Origin of the sequence: Rhodococcus sp. 1163 (assembly GCF_002091985.1) — a bacterium.
Taxonomy (GTDB): Bacteria; Actinomycetota; Actinomycetes; order Mycobacteriales; family Mycobacteriaceae; genus Rhodococcoides.
The window spans coordinates 1-9684 of the sequence record NZ_MKKX01000031.1 but is presented as its reverse complement, the minus strand read 5'-3'; the positions used below and the strand labels follow the sequence as shown (position 1 = coordinate 9684).

10 protein-coding genes are annotated in these 9684 nt (G+C 62.2%); 5 read left to right on the top strand and 5 right to left on the bottom strand.

Translation table 11 applies throughout. From position 1 onward, the window contains the following. The coding region (locus tag BJD99_RS12930) for an acyl-ACP desaturase (protein ID WP_084347263.1) at positions 1-957 on the top strand (957 nt) is incomplete at its 5' end. Positions 958-1018: 61 nt separating this feature from the next. Further along, a complete protein-coding gene (locus BJD99_RS12925; RefSeq protein ID WP_084347262.1) occupies positions 1019-1720 on the top strand; it encodes a M50 family metallopeptidase in 702 nt (233 codons plus the stop codon). A 16-nt stretch (positions 1721-1736) separates the two neighbouring features. Here BJD99_RS12925 and BJD99_RS12920 read toward each other — a convergent pair whose 3' ends face one another. Next, the gene (locus BJD99_RS12920; RefSeq protein WP_084347261.1) at positions 1737-2048 is read right to left on the bottom strand and encodes a hypothetical protein; all 312 of its coding nucleotides are present in this window, start codon (positions 2046-2048) and stop codon (positions 1737-1739) included. A gap of 156 nt (positions 2049-2204) precedes the next feature. Between BJD99_RS12920 and BJD99_RS12915 the strand changes: the two genes are divergently transcribed. Both BJD99_RS12915 and fabG read left to right on the top strand, forming a co-directional pair. Continuing rightward, entirely contained in the window at positions 2205-2942 is a 738-nt protein-coding gene (locus BJD99_RS12915; RefSeq protein WP_084347260.1) for a 1-acyl-sn-glycerol-3-phosphate acyltransferase, read from the top strand. A 50-nt stretch (positions 2943-2992) separates the two neighbouring features. After that, positions 2993-3751 (top strand): 3-oxoacyl-ACP reductase FabG, encoded by a 759-nt coding sequence (gene fabG, locus BJD99_RS12910; protein WP_084347265.1) that lies wholly within the window; start codon positions 2993-2995, stop codon positions 3749-3751. Between the two features lie 81 nt (positions 3752-3832). Here fabG and BJD99_RS12905 read toward each other — a convergent pair whose 3' ends face one another. From BJD99_RS12905 to BJD99_RS12895, 3 genes are all read right to left on the bottom strand, one after another. Next, positions 3833-4678 (bottom strand): 3-hydroxybutyryl-CoA dehydrogenase, encoded by an 846-nt coding sequence (locus BJD99_RS12905; RefSeq protein WP_306294098.1) that lies wholly within the window; start codon positions 4676-4678, stop codon positions 3833-3835. A 5-nt stretch (positions 4679-4683) separates the two neighbouring features. After that, the gene (locus BJD99_RS12900; RefSeq protein ID WP_143542149.1) at positions 4684-5850 is read right to left on the bottom strand and encodes an acyl-CoA dehydrogenase; all 1167 of its coding nucleotides are present in this window, start codon (positions 5848-5850) and stop codon (positions 4684-4686) included. Between the two features lie 181 nt (positions 5851-6031). Beyond that, positions 6032-6682 carry a TetR family transcriptional regulator gene (locus BJD99_RS12895; RefSeq protein ID WP_084347257.1) on the bottom strand — a complete coding sequence of 217 codons (651 nt, stop codon included), beginning with the start codon at positions 6680-6682 and terminating at the stop codon, positions 6032-6034. A 121-nt stretch (positions 6683-6803) separates the two neighbouring features. On the opposite strand from BJD99_RS12895, the gene xylB reads away from it, so the two are divergent. After that, a complete protein-coding gene (gene xylB, locus BJD99_RS12890) occupies positions 6804-8180 on the top strand; it encodes a xylulokinase (protein ID WP_084347264.1) in 1377 nt (458 codons plus the stop codon). Positions 8181-8395: 215 nt separating this feature from the next. On the opposite strand, the gene BJD99_RS12885 is transcribed toward xylB, so the two are convergent. Beyond that, the gene (locus BJD99_RS12885) at positions 8396-9640 is read right to left on the bottom strand and encodes an IS4 family transposase (protein ID WP_084347123.1); all 1245 of its coding nucleotides are present in this window, start codon (positions 9638-9640) and stop codon (positions 8396-8398) included. Between the last annotated feature and the right edge of the window lie 44 nt (positions 9641-9684).

Here is a 9684-nt window from a genome sequence, read left to right as displayed (position 1 = left end):
ATGGCGAGGGATCTGACACAGCTGGAGCTGCTACACGAGCTGGTTCCTGTTGCGGAAGACAACGTGAACCGCCACATGTCGATGGCGAAGGAGTGGCACCCGCACGATTACGTGCCGTGGGACGAAGGCCGCAACTTCGCTGCACTCGGTGGGGTGGACTACGAACCGGAGCAGAGCACACTCTCCGAGGTAGCGCGAGCAGCGATGATCACCAACCTGCTCACCGAGGACAATCTGCCCTCGTACCACCGCGAGATCGCCGAAAACTTTTCGCAGGACGGCGCCTGGGGCACCTGGGTGGGACGGTGGACCGCGGAGGAGAACCGGCACGGCATCGTCATGCGTGACTACCTGGTGGTCACCCGCGGTGTCGATCCGGTCGCGCTCGAACAGGCCCGGATGATTCACATGACCAACGGTTTCGCCTCACCGGCGGGCGCACAGACCGGACTGTTGCATTCGGTCTCGTACGTCACCTTCCAGGAACTCGCCACGCGCGTCTCGCATCGCAACACCGGCAAGGTGTGCGACGACCCGATCGCCGACCGGATGCTCCAGCGCATCGCCGCGGATGAGAACCTGCACATGATGTTCTACCGCAACGTCACCGCTGCCGCTCTCGACATCGCGCCGGATCAGACGTTGGAAGCGATTTCGCATATCGTGATGAACTTCCAGATGCCCGGTGCCGGGATGCCGAACTTCCGCCGTAACGGTGTGTTGATGGCCAAGCACGGTATCTACGATCTGCGTCAGCACCTCGAGGACGTGGTGTGGCCGGTGCTGCGGAAGTGGCAGATCTTCGAACGTGAGGACTTCACCGGCGTCGGGGAATCCAAGCGTGAAGAGCTGGCCGTGTTCCTCGAAGACCTCGAGCGTCAGGCCACCAAGTTCGAGGAAATGCGTGATCGTTCCCTCGCACGCGAAGCCGCCAAAGCAGAGCGGAAGGCGTCCTAGGTCTACCCATCGAGGACTGGGGGCGGGGCAGGGGGCGGCGGCGTAGCCGCCATAATGAACGGTGACCGAATTCTGGGACCGCATCAGCGCGGTCAGTCCAACTCCGCCGGCGTGGATCGTGCAGATCGCATCGCTCGTAGCCGTTCTCATCGTCCTTGTTCCGCTGACATGGCGCATTGCCCGCAACGTCGTGACGATCTTTCACGAATTCGCTCATCTACTCGTGGCCTTCGCGACGGGCCGCAGGTTGATGGGTGTGCGATTGCATTCCGATACCTCGGGTGTAGCCATTTCTTCAGGCAAACCGACGGGCCTCGGGGTGATCGCGATGACGTTCGCTGGTTATGTCGGTCCGTCGCTGATCGGGCTCGGTGCTGCCTGGGTTCTCGGTACACAGCATGCGATCGCCGTGCTGTGGATCGGAGTCATCGCAATTGCACTGATGCTCATCATGATTCGCAACGTGTTCGGGTTCATCTCGCTCGTAGTGTTCGGGGCACTGCTGTTCACGGTGTCGTGGTGGGGGACCGGTGAACAGCAAGTGGCCGCGGCGTACTTCATCACGCTGTTCCTGCTCGTCGCAGGCCCTCGGCCGGTACTCGAACTACAACGCTCACGTAGCAGAGGACGGGCACGAGACTCCGACGCCGATCAACTGGCCCGACTGACGTTTCTGCCCGGAATAGTCTGGGCCGGACTGTTTCTCGTCGTGACAGTCGGATGTCTCGTGCTCGGCGGCTGGTGGATCCTGCGCCCTGTCTAGGTCGCAGGTCTATCACTCAATCGTGGTGAGGTGAGCGATTTCCAGTTTCGCGGTCGACATCCAGGACGACATCAGGTGAGTCGGGGTGATACAGGATGGGACCAGTTTCTCCTTTGCGCAGAGCCCCCGCGCGCAGGGAAAGAAAGCCTCCTCCGAGCAGCACGATCGTCGCAGCTCCGGCTATCCACGCCCACCCGCTGAAACCACCGCCCAACGCGGTGAGAAGCAAACCTGCCGCAACGACACCGGACATCAGCATGATGACTCCGATTCGGTTCTCAGCAGTCTTGATCCAGCGAGCTCCGTGGTCCTTCTTGTCTTCTGCCATGACTTCCGTCCTTTCCGCAGTCCGTGACGGCTCCGAAAAGCGTCGGACTTGTACTCGGCATACCCGCTCGGGCGAGGTTCACACCCTCGCTCACAACCGGAGTTTCGCGAAAAAGATTTTCGGAGCTTCCGCTATTTCGCTGGGTAAGCTGAATCAATGGATCGACCCGCAGTAATTCTCGCCAACGACGACGCTGTCTACGACTTCTACCTCGATCATCAGCAGAACCGACAGGTGGCCAGGATCGCGTACGCCACGCTGGCCCGACGGTTCAAGCCGCGGGTAAGTTACCCCGCCGGTGCGCGTGAAGAGATTCGTAGGCTCGTCTACGACAACACACGGTTCATCATCGCCGTCAATCATCTCACCGAGAGCGACCCGTACACCCTTGCCGCCGCCGCGTGGGCCAGTCCGCTGCGACCCGGGATCGGGCGCACTCGTGTTCTCGCGAAGGACGAGCTCTTTCAAGAATCGAAGCAGCGCAAGCGAATCGACATGATGGGCGGCATCCCGGTGTTCCGTGGAAAGAACCACGGACTTCGCGCGGTCAGCGCAGCAGGCAGCCGCATGATGGACGTCAGCGCCGAACGAATGCGACGCGGCGACGACCTTGCCGTGTTCCCCGAAGGCACCTGCAACCTCGAAGACGCCACCAAGGTTCAACACGTCGGCAGCGGGATCGGCCACATCGCGGCACGTGCCCGCAAGCTCGGCGTCGAACCGGTCCTGATCTGCATCGGCCTCAGTTACGGACCCGGCTCGTCGAAGCTCAAATCTGCGAGCGTCTACATCGACGAGCCGATCACCGAACTGCCGACCAAGCCGATCGAGATCGCGCGCGTCGTCGCTGCCGGATTGCAGAAAGCCGTCGACGGAGCGGTCGCAGCGTACTGAGCAGCTGCTCGATAGAACAGTCCTGAGATTCTCGACCATAGGAGATGCACGTGAGCGATCAGATCAAGACAGCCGTCGTAACGGGAAGTGCCCGCGGAATCGGCGCCGCAGTAGCCAAGCGTCTGGCCAAGGACGGCTTCGGAGTCGCAGTTGTCGACCTCGACGAGGCTGCCTGTGCCGACACCGTCGGTGCCATCCAGGCCGCCGGTGGTCAGGCCGTCGCAATCGGTGCCAACGTGGCAGAGGAAGAGTCGGTGAAGACGGCCGTCGACCGGATTGCCAACGAATTCGGTGCGCCGACCGTGCTCATCAACAATGCCGGTATCACCCGGGACAATCTTCTGTTCAAGATGACAGTCGAAGATTGGGACTCCGTACTCGGGGTGCACCTACGCGGATCCTTCCTGATGACGCGCGCGATCCAGAAGCACATGATCGACGCCAAGTGGGGGCGCATCGTCAACCTGTCGAGCACCTCGGCGCTCGGCAACCGTGGCCAGGCGAACTACTCGGCGGCCAAGGCAGGTATGCAGGGCTTCACCAAGACGCTGGCCATCGAGCTCGGTAAATTCGGCGTCACCGCCAACGCCATCGCCCCCGGGTTCATCGAAACCGAAATGACCGCCGCGACAGCCGCACGCGTCGGCGTCCCATTCGAGGACTTCAAAGCCGCTGCAGCATCACAGATTCCGGTCAACCGCGTCGGAAATCCCGACGATATCGCGCACCTCGCATCCTTCTTCGTCAGTGAAGGTGCAGGCTTCATCTCCGGTCAGATCGTCTATGCCGCAGGTGGTCCGAAAGACTGAGATCGGTCGGGGATCTACCCCCGGACAAATGGAATGGGCCACCGCAGTGTGCTGCGGTGGCCCATTCTCGTCGAAACTGGTTCAGTAAGTGTAGAAACCCTTACCACTCTTGCGTCCGAGCATTCCGGCGTCCACCATGCGCTGCAACAGCGGCGGCGGCGCATAGTGCGGTTCACGGAACTCTGCATACAGCGACTCCGCGACGGCGAGTGTGACATCGAGACCGACGGTATCGGCCAGACGCAACGGACCCATGGGGTGCGCGCATCCGTTGACCATGCCTTCGTCGATGTCCTCGGCACTCGCGAAACCGGATTCGAGCATCCGAACAGCGGACACCAGAAACGGGATCAACAGCGCGTTGACGATGAACCCGGCGCGGTCACCGGAGCGAATCGTCTTCTTGCCGAGCGTGTTCGAGGCGAAATCGGTAACGGTTGCAACCGTCTCCTCGCTGGTGACGAGGCTGACGACGATCTCTACCAGTGGCAGTACCGGCACCGGGTTGAAGAAGTGAACTCCGACGACCTTGTCCGGTCGCTGTGTCGCATTGGCCATCTTGATGACGGGTATCGACGAAGTATTGGTTGCCAAGATCCCGCTCGGCTTCACGATCGAATCCAATTTTCCGAACAAATCGAGCTTCAGCGACTCGATCTCCGGCGCTGCCTCGACCACGAGATCGCGATCGGCGAAGTCGTTGATGTCGAGCGTCAATGTGATTGCAGCGCGAGCTTTCTCCGCTGCATCGGCTTCGATTCGTCCGGACTTCACGGCGCGGGCGAACGACTTGTCGAGGCGGGCTTCCGCCGCTTCGGCCGCGGCCTGGCTCGTTTCCAGCACGACGACGGAGCTGCCTGCGCGAGCACACACTTCGGCGATGCCTGCGCCCATCGTGCCGCCGCCGATGACGCCTACCAATTCGATGTTGCTCATTTGAGCAGCGCCCGGGACATCACGACGCGCTGAATCTGGTTGGTGCCCTCGTAGATCTGCGTGATCTTGGCGTCACGCATCATCCGCTCGACCGGGAAGTCGGTGGTGTATCCGGCGCCGCCGAAGAGCTGCACAGCATCGGTGGTCACCTCCATGGCCACATCGGAGGCGAAGCACTTCGACGCCGCGGAGATGAAGCCGAGGTTCTTTTCGCCCCGCTCGGCGCGAGCCGCGGACGAATAGACCATCAGACGAGCGGCTTCGACCTTCATCGCCATGTCGGCGAGCATGAACTGCACGGCCTGGAAGCTGCTGATCGACTGACCGAACTGCTTGCGATCCTTGGTGTATGCGATGGCGGCGTCGAGTGCACCCTGCGCCAGACCGACAGCCTGCGCACCGATGGTGGGACGGGTGTGGTCGAGGGTTTCGAGCGCTGTCTTGAAGCCGGTACCCGGATCACCGATGATGCGATCGCCGGGGATCTTGCAGTTCTCGAAGTACAGCTCAGCCGTCGGCGAGCCCTTGATACCGAGCTTCTTTTCCTTCGGTCCGACGACGAATCCCTCGTCGTCCTTGTGGACGATGAACGAGGAGATACCGTTGGCGCCCTTGTCCGGGTCCGTGACGGCCATGACGGTGTACCAATCGGACCTGCCACCGTTGGTGATCCAACACTTGGAACCGTTGAGGATCCAGCCGTCACCGTCGGCCTTGGCGCGGGTCTTCATGCCGGCAGCATCGGAGCCGGCCTCACGCTCGGACAGTGCATACGACGCCATTGCCCCACCTGCGAGCGAGGGGAGGACCTGCTTCTTGAGCTCCTCGGAGCCCTTGAGAATCAGGCCCATGGTGCCGAGCTTGTTGACCGCGGGGATCAGCGAGGAAGAACCGCAGACGCGAGCAACTTCCTCGATGACGATGCAGGTAGCGATGGAGTCGGCACCCTGGCCGTCGTACGCCTCGGGTACGTGGATTGCATTGAAGCCGGAGTTGTTGAGCGCGGTCAGCGCCTCGTCCGGGAAGCGTGCGTCCTCGTCCACCGCTTTGGCGTAGGGAGCGATCTCCTTCTCCGAAAGGGCGCGAATTGCCGCGCGCAGTTCTTCGTGTTCCGCTGGGAGTTGAAACAGATCGAAATCAGGATTACCGGCCATGGGTGCCACTCTCCTAGGGCTTGACTTTACGGCACTCAGTGCCACGGATTTGTCTAGTCTACGCCACGTCTGGTAACCCATCAACCCCTCGGTGGCACTCGGTGCCAAACATGCCCGCCCCCTGACCGCTTCAATGGTCCATTCATACGATCAGATGTCTTGACCGGCACATTCAAGCGCAAGGGGGAGGTCACTTCATATGCTCCGCCAGCGCGTCGGCGACAGCGGCACGCGAGGTGCCCCGGGGAAAGACTGCGACGACGATCTGCTCCGCGCTCGTGTCGAATCCGGCTCTGACCTTGTGAAGTGCTTCCTGCAGGTTACTGCTGGTGGTCGGAATGCCGTCGCGGATCATTCGCCTCAAGATGTAGTTGTGCGTGGCGGTGATCGACGCCGAAAACTGGAGAATCTCCAGGTGCGAATGCTCGGGCAGCGCCGTGCGCAGGTAGTCGACGAACAGTCTGTCGTAGCGAAAGACCGTCACGATCTCGCGATCGCGTAGCGCAGGGTTCTCGTGGACCACCTGGTAGCGGAGTCGAGACTGCTCTTTCCACCCGGAAAACCGTTCGAATACCAGCTGGGCCGCATCGCACACGGCGGTCCAGGGGTCCGGGTGCGGCTGGCCGAGAAACGCTGCGGTCTGCTCGAGCAGAATTTCGTGGTCGGCGAAGATGACGTCGTCCTTGCCGCGGAACTGACGAAAGAACGTCCGACGCGAAATGCCCGATGCCTCGGCGATGTCGTCGACGGAGGTGGCCTCGTATCCCTGCACCGCGAACAGATCGAGTGCCGCCTTCGCCACGGAAAGGCGGAAGGCGTCGGAATCCTCGGAGTCGCGCATAGTCCAAGAACGTAGTCGAGATTCTTCCGCTGCTGCTACCGATCGCGTTGCACCCGGAGTGACGATCGGTGCCACGGTAGTGTCGTTCGTACGCTCTCGGTGTACCGGAAAGGCGGCCATCTTGGCTCTCGTCGCAGGAATAGACTCCTCCACTCAGTCGTGCAAAGTGTTTGTCCGCGATGCCGATTCGGGCGAGCTCGTCCGCAGCGGGCGAGCAAGTCACCCCGACGGCACCGAGATCGATCCGGCGCTGTGGAAATCTGCACTCGATACTGCCATCGCCGACGCCGGAGGTCTCGACGACGTGGATGCGGTCGCCGTCGGCGCGCAGCAACACGGCATGATCTGCCTCGACGACGCCGGGAGTGTCGTCCGCCCGGCGTTGTTGTGGAACGACACCCGCTCGGCATCTTCCGGCCAGGACCTGGTGAACGAACTCGGCGGCGGCAAGGAATGGGCCGACGCGGTCGGCGTCGTACCGCTGGCGGCGATCACCGTCGCCAAGCTGCGGTGGCTGGCAGACAACGAACCCGGCAATGCCGACCGCACCGCAGCGGTGTGTCTTCCGCACGATTGGTTGAGTTGGCATCTCGGTGGTGCGGCCGGATTCGATTCGCTGGCGACCGATCGCGGCGATGCGAGCGGCACCGGTTACTACTCCGCCGCCACCGACAGCTATCGCGAGGACTTACTGGAACAGGCCATGCGCGGACGAAAGCCTCGGCTTCCTCGTGTTGCGGGACCGTCGGAGCGAATCGGTGTCACGAAGTCGGGAGCGATGATCGCGCCGGGAACCGGTGACAATGCCGCTGCCGCACTGGGTCTCGGCGTCGGCGTCGGTGATGTCGTCGTCTCGGTCGGCACCTCGGGTGTTGTGTCGGCCGTCACCGACGTTGCCGCTGCGGACGCCTCGGGAATCATCGCCGGATTCGCGGACGCTACCGGCCGGCAATTGCCGCTCGTGTGCACCCTCAACGCGGCCCGTGTGCTCGACGCGACCGCGTCGTTGTTGGGCGTCGACCACGCCGAACTGTCCCGGTTGGCACGCTCGACCCGGAGCGAGGGGCTGGTGTTGATTCCATATTTCGAAGGTGAGCGGACACCGAATCGGCCGGAGGCCTCGGGCGCCATTCATGGTTTGCGACTGAACAATTCGACTCCAGGGCATCTTGCCCGCGCGGCAGTGGAGGGGCTGCTGTGCGGGCTGGCGGACGGGATCGACGCGCTGCGTGCAGCAGGAATCGAGATCCGCCGCGTTCTGCTGATCGGCGGCGGGGCCAAATCTGCGGCGTTGCGAGAGTTGGCCCCGGCGATCTTCGGTGTACCCGTCGTAGTCCCCGAGCCCGGCGAATACGTTGCCGACGGTGCGGCCCGCCAAGCAGCGTGGGCGTTGGCGGGCACGCGCGAGCCACCGCGCTGGGCGTCGGCACCCGTGCGTACCTACGAGGCCGATCCGGATCCAGTAGTCCGCGAGCGGTACGCCGAAATGCGAGGCTAGCGGCAATACCGTTTACTTACGGTGGTGGTAGGGACTGCGCAGCGAGGACACGGGGTCGGCGGTCGATGCGTGGTGCGCCTCGGTGGTGTGGGTGTTTGACGTGAAATACGGACATCTTCCGTTTGACGACGCGGGGGTTTGCTCGGTGGGTTCGGATGGGCAGTAGTTCGCGGACGACTTCTGCTGTGACGCGGCGGTGGGCGTCGGTGTGGGTGTCAGGGGGAAAAACCCGGGTGGCTCGTCGTGCTGCGGCGAGCGGCCCGTAGGGTCCGGGTGAACGAAATCCTGTCTGGATCTCGTCCGGAATGGTCTGCTATGGAATGCATTACAGATCTGATGGCGTAGTGCACGCAGAGATGTCCGTAAACTTCTTGGAGGACGCCGTCGGAGGTTTTCGATCGTAGGACCACCCTTGGTCCGCGCTGGTGGGTTTTCAGCTCGTCGAATGCGGTCTCGATTTCCCATCGTTGGGCATACAGTTCGGCGACCTCGTCGGCGGGTGCGTCCTGCGGGTCGGTGATCGTAGTCAGCAGGCGGTAGGTGCGTTGCTCGACGTCGTCGATCGCAGTGTCGGTGCTCGTATCGGGATCGGTGGTGCCGAGGGTGTATTCGATGACGCGGACCGCGACACCGTCGCGGTCGTTGCGGCGTGCGGTCGTGCCAGGATAGATGTGTGAGGCGAAAGATCCATCGGCGTAGCGTGTCTCGACGGGCAGTATCGCGTTCGACTTCATTCGCCACACCAGATCGGCTCCGGTCCCGGCGCATCGATTCCACAGGGAGTAGCTGAAGAAGCCGCGGTCGGCCAGTACCAGCATTCCCGCTGTCATCGATGTGGTCACCGATTGGGCGAGGGTCTGCTCGCCCTGTTTGTACGGCCCCAGTGCCACGTCGATGATCGCGTGCGAGCCACACTCGGCCAGTCCCAGGACGCGAACCTGTGGGAATGCCCCACCACGTCCACCGCCACGCGAGGACGGTGGTCGACCGAAATACTCCACATTCACTGCGGTGTCGGGTACATCCAAAGTCAACCCGTCGATACTGGTCAACTGCCATCGACGATAGAAATCGCCTGCGACATTGCGATCAGCCAACGGTTGAGCAACTCTGGCGTACAACATCTTCAGTGCCTCGGACCCCAACCGTCTGCGAGCCTGAAACAGTGCCGCTTTCGTCGGAACCGTCCACTGGTGCGACCAACCAGAGGCCCACTCGAGACCTGCAACCAACTTGCGGATGACCTCCTCGTACGAATCGGAGGAGAACAATCCCAGTGCCAGAACGTAATACACCACCACTCGCGCCGGCAACAATCGCGACCGCTGCTCCACTCGGCCACACTCGACCAACACCTCGTCGACCACATCCGGTGGAAACACCCGCGTCAACACACCCAACGAAATATGGTCCGTCAACCGCTGAGAATCATCTGGTTTCACCCATCCCACACGTGGCATGACTCAAAGAATAACACCCCTGTCATTCTAAGTAAACGGTATTG